General features: G+C 49.2%; 21 protein-coding genes. 9 read left to right on the forward strand and 12 right to left on the reverse strand.

Translation table 11 applies throughout. The features are described from left to right. Positions 1-16: 16 nt before the first annotated feature. The 6 genes from EL386_RS13835 to EL386_RS13860 form a co-directional block, all read right to left on the reverse strand. A complete protein-coding gene (locus EL386_RS13835) occupies positions 17-1,927 on the reverse strand; it encodes an FTR1 family protein (protein ID WP_126456812.1) in 1,911 nt (636 codons plus the stop codon). A 374-nt stretch (positions 1,928-2,301) separates the two neighbouring features. Further along, positions 2,302-2,745, reverse strand: a complete 444-nt coding sequence (locus EL386_RS13840) for an ester cyclase (RefSeq protein WP_126456813.1) — start codon at positions 2,743-2,745, stop codon at positions 2,302-2,304. Between the two features lie 365 nt (positions 2,746-3,110). Beyond that, positions 3,111-3,419 (reverse strand): hypothetical protein, encoded by a 309-nt coding sequence (locus tag EL386_RS13845; RefSeq protein WP_126456814.1) that lies wholly within the window; start codon positions 3,417-3,419, stop codon positions 3,111-3,113. A gap of 9 nt (positions 3,420-3,428) precedes the next feature. Then, positions 3,429-3,632 (reverse strand): hypothetical protein, encoded by a 204-nt coding sequence (locus EL386_RS13850; protein WP_126456815.1) that lies wholly within the window; start codon positions 3,630-3,632, stop codon positions 3,429-3,431. 250 nt (positions 3,633-3,882) lie between these two features. Then, the gene (locus EL386_RS13855) at positions 3,883-4,740 is read right to left on the reverse strand and encodes a PA4780 family RIO1-like protein kinase (protein ID WP_126456816.1); all 858 of its coding nucleotides are present in this window, start codon (positions 4,738-4,740) and stop codon (positions 3,883-3,885) included. A 94-nt stretch (positions 4,741-4,834) separates the two neighbouring features. After that, positions 4,835-5,956 carry a diguanylate cyclase gene (locus EL386_RS13860; protein WP_172597737.1) on the reverse strand — a complete coding sequence of 374 codons (1,122 nt, stop codon included), beginning with the start codon at positions 5,954-5,956 and terminating at the stop codon, positions 4,835-4,837. A gap of 370 nt (positions 5,957-6,326) precedes the next feature. Here EL386_RS13860 and EL386_RS13865 point away from each other — a divergent pair, with 370 nt between their 5' ends. The 3 genes from EL386_RS13865 (at position 6,327) to EL386_RS13875 (ending at position 10,210) form a co-directional block, all read left to right on the forward strand. Continuing rightward, positions 6,327-7,442 (forward strand): ATP-grasp domain-containing protein, encoded by a 1,116-nt coding sequence (locus EL386_RS13865; protein ID WP_126456818.1) that lies wholly within the window; start codon positions 6,327-6,329, stop codon positions 7,440-7,442. Between the two features lie 66 nt (positions 7,443-7,508). Then, on the forward strand, positions 7,509-8,450 hold the full coding sequence (locus EL386_RS13870) for an isoaspartyl peptidase/L-asparaginase family protein (RefSeq protein ID WP_126456819.1): 942 nt from the start codon (positions 7,509-7,511) through the stop codon (positions 8,448-8,450). A 452-nt stretch (positions 8,451-8,902) separates the two neighbouring features. Further along, the gene (locus EL386_RS13875) at positions 8,903-10,210 is read left to right on the forward strand and encodes an MFS transporter (protein ID WP_126456820.1); all 1,308 of its coding nucleotides are present in this window, start codon (positions 8,903-8,905) and stop codon (positions 10,208-10,210) included. A gap of 32 nt (positions 10,211-10,242) precedes the next feature. On the opposite strand, the gene EL386_RS13880 is transcribed toward EL386_RS13875, so the two are convergent. Genes EL386_RS13880 through EL386_RS13890 form a run of 3 tightly spaced genes read right to left on the reverse strand, consistent with a single transcriptional unit; the run spans position 10,243 to position 12,007 of the window. After that, on the reverse strand, positions 10,243-10,950 hold the full coding sequence (locus EL386_RS13880; RefSeq protein ID WP_197722106.1) for a helix-turn-helix transcriptional regulator: 708 nt from the start codon (positions 10,948-10,950) through the stop codon (positions 10,243-10,245). Further along, a complete protein-coding gene (locus EL386_RS13885) occupies positions 10,923-11,609 on the reverse strand; it encodes a DUF2461 domain-containing protein (RefSeq protein ID WP_126456821.1) in 687 nt (228 codons plus the stop codon). Before EL386_RS13885 ends, EL386_RS13880 begins: the two co-directional genes overlap by 28 nt. Before the next feature lie 5 nt (positions 11,610-11,614). Continuing rightward, positions 11,615-12,007 carry a VOC family protein gene (locus tag EL386_RS13890; RefSeq protein WP_126456822.1) on the reverse strand — a complete coding sequence of 131 codons (393 nt, stop codon included), beginning with the start codon at positions 12,005-12,007 and terminating at the stop codon, positions 11,615-11,617. A 230-nt stretch (positions 12,008-12,237) separates the two neighbouring features. Here EL386_RS13890 and EL386_RS13895 point away from each other — a divergent pair, with 230 nt between their 5' ends. The 6 genes from EL386_RS13895 (at position 12,238) to EL386_RS13920 (ending at position 16,403) form a co-directional block, all read left to right on the forward strand. After that, positions 12,238-13,164: an ABC transporter ATP-binding protein gene (locus tag EL386_RS13895; protein ID WP_126456823.1), complete on the forward strand. Its 927-nt coding sequence runs from the start codon at positions 12,238-12,240 to the stop codon at positions 13,162-13,164. Further along, positions 13,161-13,922, forward strand: a complete 762-nt coding sequence (locus EL386_RS13900) for an ABC transporter permease (RefSeq protein WP_126456824.1) — start codon at positions 13,161-13,163, stop codon at positions 13,920-13,922. The genes EL386_RS13895 and EL386_RS13900 overlap by 4 nt, the downstream gene beginning before the upstream one ends. Before the next feature lie 238 nt (positions 13,923-14,160). Then, positions 14,161-14,673 carry a DsrE family protein gene (locus EL386_RS13905; RefSeq protein ID WP_126456825.1) on the forward strand — a complete coding sequence of 171 codons (513 nt, stop codon included), beginning with the start codon at positions 14,161-14,163 and terminating at the stop codon, positions 14,671-14,673. A 407-nt stretch (positions 14,674-15,080) separates the two neighbouring features. Next, positions 15,081-15,617 (forward strand): DUF2975 domain-containing protein, encoded by a 537-nt coding sequence (locus EL386_RS13910; RefSeq protein WP_126456826.1) that lies wholly within the window; start codon positions 15,081-15,083, stop codon positions 15,615-15,617. A gap of 7 nt (positions 15,618-15,624) precedes the next feature. Beyond that, positions 15,625-15,831, forward strand: coding sequence for a helix-turn-helix domain-containing protein (locus tag EL386_RS13915; RefSeq protein WP_126456827.1), 207 nt, complete (start codon positions 15,625-15,627; stop codon positions 15,829-15,831). A 164-nt stretch (positions 15,832-15,995) separates the two neighbouring features. Next, positions 15,996-16,403 (forward strand): hypothetical protein, encoded by a 408-nt coding sequence (locus EL386_RS13920; protein ID WP_126456828.1) that lies wholly within the window; start codon positions 15,996-15,998, stop codon positions 16,401-16,403. A gap of 120 nt (positions 16,404-16,523) precedes the next feature. On the opposite strand, the gene EL386_RS13925 is transcribed toward EL386_RS13920, so the two are convergent. The 3 genes from EL386_RS13925 to EL386_RS13935 form a co-directional block, all read right to left on the reverse strand. Further along, complete coding sequence (locus tag EL386_RS13925; protein WP_126456829.1) at positions 16,524-16,712, reverse strand: hypothetical protein; 189 nt, start codon at positions 16,710-16,712, stop codon at positions 16,524-16,526. A 157-nt stretch (positions 16,713-16,869) separates the two neighbouring features. After that, on the reverse strand, positions 16,870-17,265 hold the full coding sequence (locus EL386_RS13930; RefSeq protein WP_126456830.1) for a hypothetical protein: 396 nt from the start codon (positions 17,263-17,265) through the stop codon (positions 16,870-16,872). Between the two features lie 405 nt (positions 17,266-17,670). Next, entirely contained in the window at positions 17,671-18,138 is a 468-nt protein-coding gene (locus EL386_RS13935; RefSeq protein WP_126456831.1) for a Spy/CpxP family protein refolding chaperone, read from the reverse strand. Between the last annotated feature and the right edge of the window lie 240 nt (positions 18,139-18,378).

Consider the following 18,378-nt stretch of genomic DNA (forward strand, 5'->3'; position numbering starts at 1 on the left):
ACTGCTGGCTTTTTAGTTAGTCTTTTTTGACACCTGCCGGTTTGCGTCTATATCCAAAGAAGGTAATGAGCGCCACAATTAATAATATCAATTGCAGTGAAAGACCCTCGACATTCGGATAAATACCCAGGATATCGATACGCGGGAAGCTAACCGGGTCTAATGGTAACTTTCCTGCCTCTTGCAGTGCTGCAATACCCTTGCCTGCAAACACAATGGCCAGCACAAACATGAACACGCTTGTGAAGGAGAAAAACTGTCGTAATGGCAGGCGCGCGCTGTAGCGCAGGATCAACCAGGCGAGCAATACCAGTGCGCCGGCGGCAAATCCCATCCCTGCCACCATTGATGCCTTGGCGCCCGTCCCTGCCTGCACCCACATTGCCTGATAGAAAAGTATCGTTTCAAATACCTCCCGGTATACGGCAATAAAGGAGAGACCCGCGATCCCCCACATTGTGCCGGCACTGAGCGCCTTGTTAATGGAGCCCTCGATAAACCGCTGCCACTGCTTTGCGTTGGTTTTACTGTGCAACCAGAGGCCAACCCAGAATAAAACCGCCATCGCAATGAGTGCGGCAACCCCTTCGGTAATTTCCCGGCTTGCGCCGCTGAAGGTCACCAGATATTGTGAAGCCAACCAGGTAAAGACGCCGAGTATCAATGCCCCAACCCAGCCTATATGCAAATACAGCATGCCATCGCGGCGGCCTGTCTTGATGAGGAATGCCGCCAACGCAGCGATAACCAGTAACGCCTCAAGACCTTCCCGTAAAAGAATAATTAACGCACCGCTAAAGGCCGCACTCGTCGACAGTGTGTGGGTCTCAAGGACCTCCGCAGAACGTTGCAATAATGCCAGGACATGTTCCGATTGCGCCTGAACCTTATCAATCCCTGCAGAACGTTTAATCAATTCCCGGTAGGCGGTCATGGCCACTTCAACATCGCCTTTCAGTTTATGATCAACGTTATCAATACTGTGCTCTATTAACTCGAAACCATCCAGGTAGGCTGCCAGGGCGTGTTTATATGCCACATCTTGCTTACCGGCCTTATATGCCTGCACACTGCTGGCAAGCCTTTCACGGGCAAACTGGAGGGGAGACGACTTGCCTGAAAACAATACGCCCGGCTCAGAGCGCAGGTAACCCATCAACGCCAGGCCATCCTCACCATAACGCTGTGATGCCTCATTCGGTGTCAGGGTAGTCAGTGTTTTCAGCTCGGCCAGTGGCGAAGTCTGCTTGGAGACAGACCAGAGTGTATTACCCCTGTCTCGTTCCGCCTCTGACACGGCCAGTTTGCCGACATAAAATGCCAGGGCCCAGCGGTCATTTTCATTCAACTGCCCCGTATAAGACTGCATGGCCGTGCCCTCCACGCCCATGCTAATCGTGCTGTACAAACCATAGATTGTTCGTTCACGAAACCGGGCCACATCGAGGAAGTTGGTCGGGGCAGGCTCCAGGCCACGCGCCAACTGGCCATTGCCCAGTCCAGTCTCGCCGTGGCAGGCGGCACAACTTTCTGCATACAGGCCTTGCGCGCGCCTCAGGTCGGGAACGTTACGGGGCATCACTGACAGTTTGAAATGCGTGAGCACAGTATGGCGCAATGCCGAAGTGACTTGTGCGACCTCGCCCGCCTCCGCATGCCGTGCGATCAAAGACTGTAACTGCGTGGCCTGCGAGACAAGGTCCGCCTTTGGCACCTGGCCAGCCAATTCAGCGGCCTGCGTCATGACGGTCGCGGCAAACTCCTGCATCTCTTCATATTCTGCCGCGTTGACAACCTTGCCGTCCTGAACCGCGCCGGGGTAATCTACACCAATATAATCAATGAGTTGCATAAAGCGACCAGTATCTACAACCGCATTGGCCAAGCCGGACAAGAGTATAAATACCAATCCAATCAATAACTTCACTACAACACCCTCATACTCGCAACAACACAAATACTAATGCAAATGATTATAGTTATCATTTAGATATTAATCCAGTCATCCGCGCGGCATTTTTCACATCTTGGCAACGGCCTCGAATGACAGGGGCTGTAATGAGCCTCATATAAGGAGAACATAGTGAATAAAGTAGAAAAAAGATGCGACAAGCCAGGCGCTTTGCGTAGAAGGCTGATATTCAAACAAGTCCCGGGCCCTTGCTCTTCTCCACAGCCCTTCTGCGTAACAGCGACCCCTATGGCAACTGTAGACATCGAAAGGTGCTTCTCATCGCTACATTACACAGGGTTAAGGGTAAATTCTCTTAGATATTTGAAGAAGCTTCTCTCAAAATACGGTTATTCCGGCTGTTTCAGTAACGGCCTGTCGAATTCCAAATCGATACCTATTTGTCGTTCTATTTCTGAGATATTGATCATCGTATTAAGGCTTTTAATCTTTCCGTGGCGTATTTCCCAAAATGAGGCCGCCGGGAATGCGATAATTTTATCACTCACCGGTAATCCAAATACCGGCTTTTTGACAGCACCTATAAAACTGGTATGTGTCATAACGCGATCACCTTCGCTCATGATCTCTTCTATCTCTACGATTAACCCGGGAATGGCCTCACGAAGCTCAGTAATAAATTCAATATAATCCTCAAGATTCAGGATTTCGCTAGTAAAGGTCGTTTGATAATAGAAACTTGGTGAGACCACCTCTCTGAATTGATCAAACTTACCTTCATTCCATGACCAGGAGATATGGTCAAGTACTAGCTGTTTATTGGCTTTTGACATATCTAGTCCTTTCACTTCTCAACAGACTATTCTAGGCTAAAAAAACCATTTTCCTATGCACCGGCTCCTTTTGCAACAAAGACGATTATTCCATAAGTCATTTCGGTAACCACTCAGGACACTGATTCAGTGTGGGTACCTACAAAAAAGGCGACCAGTAAAACCAATACAAACACGCGGCATGATAACAATTTGCATAAAAATATAGTTTAGGAAGTGCACTCGCTAATAATGGCGATGTCGTATATGCCATCGCGAAAGCGTTGCTAGATTGATATGGAATGAAGTCCTTGGAATTTGCCGGCGCTATTTACTGCGGTTTTCAAATTAGATATTTATATAAATGTGCTCTGGCCCAGAGCAGCTTATTCGGACTTTACTTTGCCAAAATAATAGCCCAACACCAGGGTAACGATAGGCAGGAGTACCGATGAGATAAAAGTAACGAGAAACTCAGCCGGGGCCTTCCATCCACCTTCGGTCTGGCCGAACAGCAGGTATCCAATTACCAACAGAAATATTGCCAAGATGGCGGCCACGAAGACATTAATAATACGCCAGGCAATCTTGGATTGATCTTTCGCCCGCTGACGTTTTATAAAGTCATTGACCTCTTCCTCTACCGACAGATTTTCAGATTGGAGTTCAGCGATCTGCTCGAGCAAGGTAGCCATCGTGTTTCCTCACTTGTTGATCTTGGTCATTTGTTCTTTGGCCTGTTGCGTTAGAGCTCGCGCCTCTTGTATGAGTCGTTTTGCCTCTTCTTCAAGCCACGCACGTTTGTCGTCACCCTCTGGTAACGACTCTATCTGTTCGGCATAATGCCGCGCCAGATCCAGCATCTCTTTTGATCGCGAAGTTATAGACCGCAGGCCTTCTATCGACATCTGATTACACCCGTATGTGCGAAAGGAAATATTCGCTTTAGTATAATTCAAAGCCAGGCGCCCTCCAAATTCCCTCGGCCCTTTATGCTATTGTATTTTAAGGGGGTATTTATCTTGCTGTGCCATGAGGCAAAATGGGGCTAGGGATAGATATGGCTCAGAGCAGACAATACGCTAAAATACCAGAGCCCAATATTCTCTGCCCCATGATACCGACTCTGTTATTACCCTTGTCAAAAATAAAGGCAAATTAACCCGCTTCTTCTGATTCACGCAGGCGTGCCTGCCGTTCCTGCTCTTCTGCATAGGCCGCATTGATTTCGTCCATCACCGCATCCACATCGATAGCTTGCGTGCTTTCCGCAAAATGGCCCGTCAGCTCGGTATCAGCGTGTAACTCGCCGTTCTCGTACAGCGCCCAGATTTCCTTGGCATATTGGCTGTTGAGCAATTCGGGGGCGTAGTGGGCATAGTAGTTGGTGATATTGTTAACATCTCGCGCCAGCATCGACTCGGCATTGTTATTTCCGGCCGCATCAACCGCTTGTGGCAGGTCAATAATGACCGGGCCATCTGCATCCACCAGTACATTAAATTCTGACAGGTCGCCATGCACCAGACCGACACAGAGCATACGCACCACGTATCGCATGACCATGGCATGGTCTGCCAGCGCCTGTTCAGCGGTCATCGATATATCGCCCAGGCGCGGCGCCACCTGGCCTTCGGCATCGGTGATCAACTCCATCAGTAAGACACCGTCAAGGCAGTCATAGGGCTGAGGAACGCGCACGCCGGCGCTGGCCAGGCGGTAGAGGGCATCGACCTCAGCGGTCTGCCAGGTCTCTTCCTGCTGTTTACGGCCGAACTTGGAACCCTTCTCCATGGCGCGGGCGCGACGACTATTACGCACCTTACGGCCTTCCTGGTATAACACGGCCTGCTTGAAGCTACGCTTTAACGCCTCTTTGTAGACCTTGGCACAGCGGATATCCGCACCGCAGCGGACGACATAGACATCTGCCTCTTTGCCACTCATCAGGCGGCTAATGACTTCATCCACCAGACCGCTATCAACCAGAGGCTGGATTCTCTTTGGGATTTTCATGGCGCCCTTGTACCCTATTTTAGCTCAGAAGGAAACCGCTAGATAAAGAATTAAAGACTGGGAACAAGCAACAGCGTGTATTTCTCATGAGGCCTTAAGCCGAATTCATCGCCCAACTAACCCGGTTTCTGCCGTTATGTTTTGATTTGTAAAGCAGGGTGTCTGCCTCAGTGAGAAACTCGCCTGGTGTTAAATCCAACGTGGGTATGCGCGTAATACCACCAATGCTTATCGTCACATAGTTTGCCGTTTTTGAGCGCGCATGGGGTATTGCCAGTTTGGCAACTGCCCCGCGCAACCGCTCTGCGATCGTCTGGCCGGCCCGCGCATCCGTACTCGGCAGTATCACTGTGAATTCCTCACCGCCGTAGCGGGCAACCTTGTCGGTATCACGCTCCAGGCTGTTACTAATCGTGGAGGCGATACGCCGCAAACACTCATCGCCCATAATATGACCATAGTGGTCGTTGTAACTCTTGAATTCGTCTACGTCGATTAACATGATCGACAGTGGGTAGCCTGCACGTTGCGCATGCTTCCATTCATTGGCGTAGATTTCCACGAAGGCACGACGATTAGCCACCCCGGTCAGCATGTCCAGGCGGGCATTCTCCCCTTCAGCTATTTGCAGGCGGACTATCTCGATGTAATTCTCATGCGTCTCTCGGCTGGTGAGGATCATAAACAGGCCATAAATCACCATAAAGACGATAATGGTGAGGTATATGGGACTACCGAAGTGAATATATTGCACTATATAGGGCGCAAGTATTAACACCACATACACCGGATAGACATTGCGAATGATCGCAACCATCGGCATGGCACCCGACATGACACCGCTAACCACTAACAGGGTCAGAAAATGCAGCTCGAGCCTATCCCCTGGGATCAAAAACACGGCCACCCCACACAGGGCGCCGGTCAGACAAACCGCGTAGATATACAGGTTAATCCAACGCTTTGATGATACGCCCGGGAAACGCTGTGCCCGGTAGGCAATGGCAAGCAGCAGACGCGCCAGGCTGACCGCGGAGACAACCATAAACCATTCGAACAGGTAGCTTTCGCCAAACACAAAAAACTGTGTGGTGAACAGCATAATCGCCAGCAGCATTACGAATACCGGTGCCTTCACGGCATACTTGAAGAGATGCTGCTCCTGCTTTTTCAGAAGCGCATCCTGCGAAATAACGGAAGTTGACTTAGCCTGCATGAAATCCTGTCTACCTGTCCCGGTATTCTGGTTATTATTCGACAGCAATAAGTGGAACAGCCCCATTCAGCGTGGTAATGAACTCGCTCGTACCGGCCCCTTTTATTCGGCGCTGTGACGGGTTAACTCTCAGAGTTTCATACTAATGCAAATGATTATCATTAGTCACCGCAGCCTTGGCCTTTTATTTTCACGTAATAAAGCATCATTGGTTCGCACCAATCATGAGCGAGTATAGCTATTTTAAGCAACCGCGCACACCGAGAGTGCAATTTTCCGTAATAACTGCCGTTTTTTACATGGCACAAAACTTGCCACTATAACTCCAGATGCCTCTTATAAAGAGCAGAGAAATTAGAGGAAGTAAGTCATGTCAACTGCCATCAAACACGACTATCAGTCAACGCGTCGTTATGTCATTAATCACGACATTATGCATTGCACTGCCGAGGGTGTTGTCGGCAATCATCTCTATTCAGCCCGAGCCCTGGGGCTTTCAGAACCCTGGGACATTATACAATTACATCCGGACCTGAAACCTCTGTGGCAGGATATTACTAGTCACTATAAGCGTATCGGGCTCAGCTATAGTGAGAACGTCATCTGGGATCTCGATTTAAAACACTTGATGATGCATGTCAATTACCAGCCCTCGCTTTTCTATTTTGGTCCCGACGAATATAAATACTGGGGTGACGCCGAGTGGCTGGAAACCGTTGACTATATCAATTCCAAAAATAATTTTATGACCTTAGCCGATAAACTCGGCATTGATGTGCCTAAAACACGGTGCTTTGACAAAGTCGGCGACATAGACCCTGACACCCTGGAGGAGATTGTCTATCCCTGTTATCTGAAGGCGGCTGTTTCGGTTTCCGGTGTGGGTATTTACCGCTGTGAGGATAAAGAAGCCTTAATTCTGGCAATGGTAAGGTTTGATCATGAGGTGCCGGTGCAAATACAGGAAGAGGTTAAGACCGAGACCTTCCTGAATCTGCAATATACTGTCATTGGCGATGACCTTGTTCGTCTTGCCGCGAGTGAACAAATTTTGGATGGTTTTGTCCATCAGGGAAATCGTGTACCGGCCAGCCATGAACCCTGGGAGGCCGTTGATGCCATGGCATACTGGCTAAAAGACCATGGAATGAAGGGAATCTTCGCCTTTGATGTCGCCATTGTACAAACAAAAATGGGGCTGCGTTTTCCAGCCATTGAATGCAACCCGCGTTTTAATGGTGCCACCTATCCAACCCTGATCGCACAAAAGCTCAATATACCTACATGGAGCGCGATCACTCTATCGACCCGGCATAAAAACCTGGCGGCTATAGACCTCAGTGATATTGAGTTCAACAGCAAGACCGGTGAGGGGGCCATTATCGTCAACTGGGGTACCATTAGTCTCGGTAAGCTAGTCATCCTTTTGGCCGGTTCGCCCGCTTATCAGCAAGCCCTGGCAGTAGAACTTGATGCACGCCTTTGATATGGTCAGTAACAGTACACTCAGGTGCCTGGGCATCTGAGCCTGGTCACAATCAAGAAGCCTTTTATGAGTCAAACAGCTAGCTATTCACTCATGGTTCATGGTGGAGCCGGAGCACTCGATAACGTCAAAGACGACAAAACAGCAATGAGATATCTTGAGGCGATACGGCGGGTTCTTGAACATGGCCGTGAAGTCCTTGAACTCGGCGGTTCTGCACTACAGACGGTAGAGACCTGCGCGTCTCTGCTGGAAGATGATCCTATTTTCAATGCTGGCTGCGGCTCGGTACTGAATGAAAAGGGCAAGGTCGAAATGGATGCCGCCATTATGGATGGTCGAGACCTCTCTGCGGGTGCTGTCGCGGCAGTCGGTAATATTGCCAACCCGATCCAGCTCGCCCGTTTAGTCATGTCCGAAAGTGAACACGTCATGTTAATTTCCGAGGGTGCCATGCGCTTTGCAGAGCATTGCGGCATCACTCCTGCACCAGACGACTATTTTTATACACCAGACCGTATCGAGCAGTTAAAGCAGGCACGTCTGCATAACAAGATCATGCTCGATCATGACGATACTGAAGGAGACAGCGAGGATCAGAAATACGGCACCATTGGTGCCATAGCCCGTGACCCGCTTGGCAACCTTGCCGCAGCAACATCGACAGGCGGTATCGTCAACAAACGTATGGGGCGAGTGGGTGATTCACCCATCATCGGTGCCGGCGTCTATGCCGACAATGAAACCTGTGCCGTCTCGGCTACCGGTTATGGCGAAGAGTTCATGCGCTCAGTGATATCAAAGACAATTTCCGACTTTATCTATATGAAAGATATGAATGCCGAAGAGGCCACACAAGCCGGCATGGCGTATTTAACCCGGAAGGTAAACGGTCGTGGCGGGGTCATTGTCATCGATCATAACGGTAATTGCTCCAGCGGCTTTACCACGAAGAAGATGATCCATGGCTGGATCGAACAGGGTGGAGAATCAGTGGTTCGTTTCTAAAGGAATGCCAATATAGCGCTGCCCTGGCTGCATTTTTTCTCCTCATTGCGCGACAGACGTTACGAATAATTATACGGAGATTCAACATAACGCGTTCCTTTGCAAACTAATACTTTTTTATAAGAACACATTCCGCCTAAATCAACGTTATCCGGGTCGATGATAATTTTATTTATTGATGTCCCAAAACCAACTGGAATCTGAATTTTTTTTCTATTTATATTTAGACCTGTCAAGAGCGAATTAAAAAAACAATCCATGACAATCTGACCTCCCCCTATTTAACCGGGTACCTAATTTCAAGCACGCTGACTCTTTGATTCTCACTAACCCCTGTTAACTCATTGCCTTTGAAGGCTTTTGTGTGCAGAACCCCCGGTCTCTATCATCACTTTTTACATGGCAGCTGTTTTTGCCTAGGATGAGGTCTTTGTCTTAAGATCAGGCCCATTATGCATACCGATGAACAGCGACGCTTCCAATGGACACGCGCCACAATCTTCATCATCCTTATTCTGGCTTACATGTCGGTATATTTTCATCGCATGGCCCCCGGCGTGGTATCCGCTGAACTCATGGCCAGTTTCCAGACCTCGGCTACCGCTCTGGGCTCACTGGCAGCGATGTATTACTACATTTATGCATTGATGCAGATCCCTGCGGGCGTACTCGCCGATACACTCGGCAACCGCGCATCGGTAACCACTGGTAATCTGATTGCCGGTGTGGGTTCGATAGTCTTTGCCACGGCGGAAACGATTGAATTGGCTTCAGCTGGTCGGTTTCTGGTCGGCCTCGGCGTATCGGTTATCTTTGTCGGCTTGATGAAAAATAACAGCGTCTGGTTTCGCGATCGGGTCTATGGGCTGGTTTCCGGTTTGACCCTTTTAATGGGCAACCTCGGTTCTGTACTGGCGGCAAAACCCTTATCCGTCTTACTCAATATCTGGTCATGGCGTGAGATCTTTATTGCCATGGGCATCATGTCGCTGCTACTCGCCGCCCTGACGCTACTCTATGTACGCAATCGCCCCGAAGATGCCGGCTTCCCCTCCGTGCGTGAAATGGATGGTATGCTTGCGCATGCAGAACGTCACCAGCACTGGGTCAAGGATTTACTCAAGGTATTCAGTAACCTTACCGCCTGGCCCGGCTTCTGGATAAACTTTGGCATGGCCGGTGGGCTGTTTGCGTTTGCCGGCCTGTGGGGCATCCCGTTACTCCGAGACGGCTTTCATCTCAGTCGTGACGAGGCCTCAGTCTATACTACCATCACCCTGATAAGCCTGGCGGTCGGTACATTATTAGCCGGCTGGATTTCTGATCGCATCGGCCTGCGCAAACCGGTGATCCTCATCAGCGCAGGCGTCTATACACTTGCCTGGCTGGCATTGATTTATATCCCCTGGCAACCGGGCACCCTTGCCATGACCCTGTTTATGCTGATTGGTATTACCAGTGGTGGTTTTGTGTTGACCTATCCTTGTGCCAAGGAGGTCACTCAACCTGCACTCTCTGGTATGGCAATCAGCCTGGTTAACACCGGGCTTTTTCTCGGCGCTGCTATCATGCAACCCCTATTTGGCTGGGTGCTGGACCTGGGTTGGGATGGAAAAACCGCCAAAGGTATTAACCTTTATAGCTGGCAAAACTATCAGGATGCCATGTTGCTCATGTTGGCCTTTGCCATTATTGCCTTTATCGGCGCACTGCGTATAAAAGAAACATATTGTAATAACCTGACTATAAAACATCCTTAACAAAATAAAATCAGGTCAGTGCACAGTATTCTTCACCTACACTCATTGCTGAGGAAATCCTGCAGGCTTCTGCCCTCGATAATTTGGTATTTTTCGTCATGCTTCTCGATATCTGCCATGCGGTCGAGCCGGAAGTGCCGGAACGCGTCGCGTAATTCACACCATGCCACCAAGGTCCATACCTTACCCCAGTAGAACAATCCGAGCGGGTGCACAGTTCGTTTGGAGTCTTGCCCGTCTTCACGTTTATAGTCAAAACTGATTTTGTGTTGCTGCTTGATAGCCAGGCGCACAACCATGAGTTGCTCACCCGCCTGGCCTTCCATGGGAAAATCCGGCACAACCAACTCTTGTCGTGCCAGTTCCGGTTTTAATTTATCCGGTATAACGTGTTCTATCTTTTGCAGTGCCTGATGTGCCGCACGTGCCAGGCCCTTATCCGTCCAGACCCTCACCATACGCGCACCTAATAACAATGCTTCCAATTCTTCCTCACTAAACATCAACGGAGGTAGCTGGTAGCCACGCATTATCCGGTAGCCCTGTCCTGCCTCACCCGTTATGGGCACACCAGACAGGCTTAAATCCTGAATATCCCGGTATATTGTTCGTTCTGAAACCTCAAGTTCTTCAGCCAGATCATGTGCCGTTATGACACGATCATGATGCAAATTTTGAATAATCTGAAATAGCCGATCCGCTCGCCGCATGCTCAGTACCGCAATTCCAGTGCCTGACATAGAAACTGCATGTAACTATCTGCTACTTTAAAACGATCAAATACTTTGTTCCTGAACCGCGCACTAAGTACGCTATCATCATCGATCCTGGATATCCCAATAAAGTCCTTACGCTTGAGATCATGAACAAGTGGATGGTCTTTAGCATAGCCACGAGGCGCGTTAATAAGAGAATCACCGCTTAGCTCGTAATGCTTCTTAAAGGTTTTCTGGTTAATCGCCGACTGCCATTTGTCTCCGTGCTCGCAAATCCTGTCACGGATTTTACCCAGTGCCGGAGAATCCGGTCGCCAAATACCCACGCCGACAAAACATTCACCGGGCTCTATATGCACATAAAATCCGGGGGCATGTACATCCTTGCCCTGTTCATGCCGGAACTGGATACCAATATTGGTCTTATAGGGGCGCTTATCCCTGCCAAAACGTACGTCTCGGTAAATACGCATTAACGATCCCCCCACTTTCTTTGGCTGGGCCAGAAAGTGAGGGGATAGTATTGCCAGGTCATCGGCCATGTCTGCAATAAACCGCAAAGCAGGTGTGCGGACCACCTCTTCATATACCATCTTGTTTTCAGTGAACCAGTCGCGGTTATTGTTCTTCGCTATATTGCGTAGAAACCTCATGCAGTCTGGGCTGAAGTATGGGTCCGCCATGGCCACTAGCCTATGTGCGTGTAGGTAATCAACGCCAGCACGGCTCCCTGGGGATCAGCGATCACCACGAAACGCCCGACATTGGGGATATCCCGTGCCGGGATAATGATCTTGCCCCCGAGTTTTTCAACCTGTGTGGATCGTTGATCGACATCATCTACCGTGACATAAGCGCCCCATGCAGGTGGGGCGCCTCCAGCCTCCGGGGGCATTGCCATAATCCCTGCCACCTCCTGTTGACCCGCCCTGGCCATCGTATATGACATGTCACAGGTCTTCTCATCCTGCATATCCCAGTCAAAAAGCTGGCCATAAAAGGCCTTTGCCGCAGGGACATCGGTTGTCATCAACTCATTCCAGCTAAACGCGCCATGTTGCCTCATTGTTTGTTGGTCCATTGTTATTTCCTTGTGTTTGAGTAGAGCCAACACCTTAACAACCCACTACTGACAACGTTATGTCAGTAGGTTTCAGGACTCACTATTGTTTAATATATAGGTTAAGAAAGGAATACCCTTTAATATCAGATTTCGGATGAGAATGAGAGGCATTGTGTCACCGCCCCCGGTCCATTTGAACTTCTCGGCCCCAACCGTGTCAATGCACTGTATTTTATGTAGAATTAACTATGCCATCTATCGTCTCTATATCGAATCTGTCCAAAACCTACGCCAACGGTTTTCACGCCCTGAAAGACGTCAGCCTGGATATCTCGCCCGGTGAGATACTGGCCTTGCTCGGGCCAAACGGCGCCGGCAAGACCACCCTGATCTCGATTATCTGCGGCATAGTGAATGCCAGTTCAGGCTCGGTGACCGTTGCCGACCATGACATCATCAAGGATTACCGCACCACGCGTGCCTTGATCGGCCTGGTCCCACAGGAGCTCACACTCGGCGCCTTTGATACCGTCTGGAACACGCTGTCTTTCAGCCGCGGCCTGTTCGGCAAAAAGCCCGACCCTGCCTACCTCGAACGGCTGCTAAAAGATTTGTCGCTATGGGGGAAGAAAGACAACTATCTCATGACGCTGTCAGGTGGTATGAAGCGGCGTGTGCTCATAGGCAAGGCGCTGTCTCACGAACCTTCGATCCTGTTTCTGGATGAGCCCACGGCGGGTGTGGACGTGGAGTTGCGCAAAGACATGTGGGCATTGGTGGAGCGCCTGCGCGAGTCGGGGGTGACGATTATCCTGACCACACACTATATTGAAGAAGCCGAGGCAATCGCTGACCGTGTTGGCGTGATCAACGGTGGTGAGCTGCTACTGGTCGATGATAAGCGGGCGCTGATGCATAAGCTCGGTAAAAGACAGCTGATTATCGAACTTGAACAGGCCGTGGACAGCATTCCTGCAACGCTACATACCTGGGCACTGGAACTCTCGGCCGAAGGGAGACAACTCACCTATACCTACGACCCGCTGAATCAACACACAGGGGTTGCAGGTTTATTGTCGGCCATTAGTGATGCCGGCTTGTTGCTGAAAGACGTCGACACCTCGGAAAGTTCTCTGGAAGATATTTTTATCGGCCTGGTAGGTGCCAAATCATGAACCTCTACGCCGTCAGAGTGATCTATAAATATGAAATGCTACGCGCCTGGAATACCCTGCTGCAGAGTTTTGCCTCACCGGTGATCTCCACCGTACTGTATTTCGTGGTGTTTGGCTCAGCCATCGGTTCACGCATTGAACAGGTCGGCGGTGTTTCCTATGGGGCCTTCATCGTCCCCGGTCTGATGATGCTCGCACTACTGACCCATAGCATAGCGAATGCCTCGTTCGGTATTTTCTTTCCCAAGTTTACCGGCACCATCTATGAACTCATGTCTGCGCCCGTCTCCTTCGTTGAAATACTGATCGGCTATGTAGGCGCTGCTGCCACCAAGTCATTCATCATTGGTCTGGTTATTCTGGCGACGGCGGGGTTCTTTGTCACGATTGAAATTGCCCACCCCGTATGGATGCTCGCGTTCCTGATTTTGACCTGTGTGTCCTTCAGCCTGTTTGGCTTTATCATCGGGCTGTGGGCAAAAGACTTCGAAAAACTGCAACTCATCCCACTACTAGTGATCACGCCACTGGTGTTCCTCGGTGGCAGCTTTTACTCCGTGGATATGCTGCCCCCCGCCTGGCAGACGGTGACTCTGTTTAACCCGGTGGTCTACCTGATCAGTGGCTTTCGCTGGAGCTTTTTCGAAGTGGCCGATGTGAGCGTCTGGCTGAGCCTGACCGTGGTGCTGGTATTCCTCAGCACCTGTCTTGTTACCGTCTGGTGGATGTTCAGGTCAGGCTATCGCCTGAAGCAATAAGCCATCTATGCACATAGCGCTGATTTCATTAAAATGCCTATTTTATTATTTTCCGCGCCCAGCTTCGATTCTAGGTAAATTCGGCGTTATCCTCTATTATTTTCACCCTTGGGTCGCGTAAACCCCCTGTTTACGCCAATTATTGCTCAAAATCCCCGACAAACTCTATCTGTTTTCAGGCGTAAACAGGGCTATTATTAATAAGCATCCCGAATGGGTTCCCGCCAAGGAGGCTATCATGTCACGACGCATCTATTTAACCAGTTTGCTGTTTCTATACCTGTTCCTGAACCTGTCCAGCGCACAGGCGGATGTTGTCCAGACCCCTTATACCGCGCAGAAGGTCGTCTACGACTTCTACTTTGATGAACCCCAGGACATCAACAGCGCCTTGTTCTGGCTGCGCTCGCATCTAAACCCGCTCAGCGAGGCGCCCTATGACATCAGCATTGATGAAAACTCCATAAAAGTTATCATCCACGGCACCGAGATCGTCACGGTGGCGAAGAAAAACTATGGCAAATACAAGGAGGCCGTCGAGCGTATGCGTTATTACGCCGAGCTCGGTGTCGAGTTCAAGGTTTGCGCATTGGCGGCGAACGATTTTGACTATGCCGTCGATGACTTTTATGACTTTATCGATGTCATTCCCTCCGCCATGACAGAGCTGGCGCACTGGCAACTCAAGGGCTATGCCCTCATGCGCCCTGTGATCCTGCAGAAGAAATACCGTAACGAAGAAATTCGCTAACCGGCTTATAGGGTAGGATGAAGTATTAAGGCATCTTTCTTATCATGAGGTGCAGCCATTCCGTTTATTGTTATTCCATATAGGCAAGGTAGCATAGGGCATTTGAGACGTTAAAAGTCTCTATCCCTTATTGTCAGTATTTACATGTATTAGAGGAAAGTGGGGCTCATCCAGTCTCTTGTTATTTCTTCTATTTGCCGATATTCAGGTCAGCCCAGGGTGGCCGTGTTATTAACCCTGCCGTAGATCACTGCGTAAATACGCTCACTGAGAAGGGCTCCTGGATAACCGTAAATATTGTCCCCACCCCATTCTTCTTCATGATAATTGATATTTTTTTATTGTTTTACGATAATTTTTGATCTATAGTCGTTTCATATCGGACACAGGATCAGGAGAATGCCGTCATGGAAAATGAGGATTTAATGCGTATTCAACGGGTTAGCCGCCGGTTCCGGCTACTGTTTTCAGCCCTTGTGGTGATACTGCCACTGCTATCGCTCATCTACTGGCTGGGCTTTAACCACTTCCCCCAGGAATTTGTGCCGTTGCCCATCAGGGTCGAGGCCGAATTATCTCTATTGGCGCGTCTACTCGGCTTCGTTATTAGTATGTTACCTATTGGCGTGGTCATTGCGGCTATGTATATCCTTGCCAAACTGTTCAACCTGTATGAAAAGGGCATTGTTTTTGCGAGCCCCACAGTGAAGTGCTTCAGGCAACTGGGCTGGGTATTAATGTTCTGGGTCTTGGCGAGTCTTTTGTATCTGCCGATGCTCAGCGGCGTAGTGACCTCAGTGAACCCGCCGGGTCAACGACTGATCGCGGCACAACTTGGCCTGAGCGATTTCGTCATCTTGCTTATGGGTGCCATCGTCGTATTGATTTCCTGGGTCATGGATGAGGCACGTAAACTCGAAGAGGAACAGGCACACACGGTGTAACAAGCTTATGGCGATAATTGTAAATCTGGATGTAATGCTGGCGAAGCGCAAGATGCGTTCGAATGAGCTGGCACAGTTGATCGGCATTACCGAACAAAACCTGTCTATTCTCAAAACCGGCAAGGCCAAGGCGATTCGCCTGACCACACTGGAAGCCATTTGCAAGCACTTGAACTGCCAGCCCGGTGATTTACTGGAATACAAGGATGAATGAAAAGAGGACTGCCTGCATATTATTCGACTGAGGCTGCATCTGCACCCCGGCCACGGCGCCTGGTATACCTGCTGGTCATATCAGTTGTTCTACATGTGTCTATTCTAGGCTTTATTCAGTACCCGCCCGTAAGCAACGTAATTAGCATCACAAATCCACTCACGGTGACCATCAAACCGACACCCCCGGTGAAGATTATCCGGCAAGAACAACCCGCCAAACCGGCACAAGCCGTCAAACCTCCAGCCATTATAAATTCTGTCCCGGTCAAACCACGGATAAATGCTGCGCTGTTGATCTCGCGCAGTCTGGAGGAGGTACGCCGCTTTGAGAAAAATCCCCATCCCGGTTTTAATACAAATATTACCGATGCGCGGGTAATCGAGACAAAAATCGAGCCCCCCCTATCAATCTTCAGCCAGGTCGACCAGGCCAGACAATACCAACGCAGAGATGGCAATACCTGGATAAAAATCGCATCCATCTTTGGTGGTTATCAGTGTTTTATCGTCCGGCCGGCCGACCCACAGGACAGCTTCGACCAGGGCGCATGGTATATGGTACGTTGTTGATTCGACTATTCCGGCCTGAATTTCGGATCAACATAACAACAGCGGGGAGACTATGCATTCATCCCCCCGTTGCCTCCTAATGATTCTCAAAGAATCAGATGTTTAACATAATAATTCGTATCACTTCTTCCTCCTGGGAATTTTTGTCCCCGGCGGGGAAACAGATTCTGCCACAATATTGGTCAACTCCTCTGCCACCTCCTTAGCCTTTTCAAGAGCCTCCTTCTCCGCCTGCTCTGCAAATTCTTCCTGCCCCGGTGGGGTGTTTACAGGTTTTGTCGCTCCTTGTGATTTTGTGTTATTAGTCATCTGTATATCCTCCTGTGCCAAAACTAAAGAATTAATACTCTCAATAATAGAGTTACATAAAATGATCCCTAACCATGGTCTTCAGATATAAGACCTCACCTCCTTATGTTTTGCTACGACCGCTTTTGGCAAGCAATATAGCCAACTGTGTTATGCCCTATTCGTCTCTGTTATGGCAGCTCGTGACGTGTGACAAGGTTACTCGGCAAGCGCGGCTGTAGCCTTGGCCGCCGGAAACACACGACGCCAATGCATCAGTCGACGATGTGCTAACCGGGCAGACATTACCCCTGCAGGCATAATCAAGTTTTTTTCCCACTGGATTGCTGCTTTGGCAATCACTGTCACTACAGGAAAAATGCACGCCCGGCAGATCATTCTCCGAGGCCGAGGCGACCGTCGCGGTGCATACCTTGCTGCGGTCTGTTGCGCGCGCCTCTACATCCTCTTCAGATATAGGCGCAATACCCACCGAATCGTTGCCGGGTTCCTCGGTTTTTGAACATGCTGAAAGACCCATGGTTATTATCAGAAATATGAAGACTAATTTCATAGAACTCTCCCTGTGGGCCATGCCACTTAAGCCGTCTATAAAGATTCTTACCCGTTGAAAGATAATAGCCTTCTCAGTCCTGCATTTAACTCAGTAGCGTAAGAGAGTAACTATTTATCGTATTTATCAGTATCCGGGCGTGACTAAGTAAACTCGACTGTGCAACCGTGCCCACAGCCACGTAATATATTTTACCCACGGCGGGATTAAGTCAACTAAGAAACCCACTTTCGTGAATTTATAGGGAATCATAACTACAGAAAAAATGAGGGTGTACTAGTAAAACTACCTATACAAATACATATCATAGTTAACATCGTATGTCGGGCCAGATTAAAGACTATTTAAGTGTTCTTATTCTGGCCCGACTTACGTAAAAACATGCGACGCTCTTGGCATTAATGCTTAAGGGTGATGGCCCCTGCATTTCTTGCGTTTTGCCTTATTCAACATATGCTTGTCGAACAACACCTGTTGATCCGCTTTCAGCTCCTTGCGCACGGCAATCTTATGCGCGTACTTCGCCTTCAACAGGTCTTTTTTCAATACGAGTAGTTCATCTATCTTTGCATCTATGGCCCGCTGATCAGGCTTGTCGGCGGTTACCAGCACCGCCAGATCAATCTTGATGGTTTTCATTCTGGCCTTTATCGGATACTTGACCTTCAGGTAATCCACTTTCATTTTTTTGATTTTGAGTTTCTGCACATCAGTCAGTGACTCCTTCCATGACGGGCCGTGACCACCGCCATGCATCATCTTAGGGCCTGACCCTTCGCCCTTGCCAGGGCCGTGTTCAGCCATGATAATCGGACTAAATGCCAGACCTAAGAGCAGCGCAACGGTGGCGGGCATTAACATGGTGTTTTTCATTAGAGCTATCTCCTTATGTGGACGGGACACATAAACTACACCTAATTTTAAGAACTGCAATAGAAATAATAGCCATTGTAAAATTTATGGAAAGCTATAAGAATTTACTATAGACAAGCGTCAACGACGCCAAGTCAAGACTCAAGTATGTATTGAAATGGTGTAAACAGTGGCTATAGCTACGCACGTGAATTCCACTGTCACTACATTTTTAAGAGATGGCAATACCTGGATAAAAAC

The organism is Sulfuriflexus mobilis (genome assembly GCF_003967195.1).
GTDB classification, from domain to species: domain Bacteria; phylum Pseudomonadota; class Gammaproteobacteria; order AKS1; family AKS1; genus Sulfuriflexus; species Sulfuriflexus mobilis.